Genomic DNA, 375 nt, shown 5'->3' with positions numbered 1-375 from the left:
CGGCTCCGGCGAGGCCTGGCGGGTCATCCCCGCCGTGCTGCGCGGCCCCGCCACGATCGACGTCGGCAACGCCGGTACGGTCATGCGCTTCCTGCCCCCCGTCGCCACCCTCGCCGACGGCCCGGTCCGCTTCGACGGCGATCCCCGTTCGTACGAACGCCCCCTGAACGGCGTCATCGACGCCCTCCGTGCCCTCGGCGCCCGTATCGACGACGACAGCCGCGGCGCGCTCCCCCTCACGGTGCAGGGCGGCGGAGCCCTGGACGGCGGTCCGGTCGGGATCGACGCCTCGTCGTCCTCCCAGTTCGTCTCCGCGCTGCTCCTCTCCGCCCCCCGCTTCAACCAGGGCGTGGAGGTACGGCACACGGGCGCGAC

Annotated in this window: 1 protein-coding gene; it reads left to right on the top strand. The window is 74.9% G+C overall.

All coding sequences use genetic code 11. The features are described 5' to 3' along the window. Window positions 1-375: carboxyvinyltransferase (locus tag J0695_RS40050; RefSeq protein ID WP_505383636.1), on the top strand; the 375-nt coding region annotated here is incomplete at both ends.

It is taken from the genome of Streptomyces beijiangensis, assembly GCF_017315755.1.
Classification (GTDB): domain Bacteria; phylum Actinomycetota; class Actinomycetes; order Streptomycetales; family Streptomycetaceae; genus Streptomyces; species Streptomyces beijiangensis.
The sequence above is the reverse complement of the archived record's forward strand: the minus strand, read 5'-3'. Positions and strand labels throughout refer to the sequence as shown.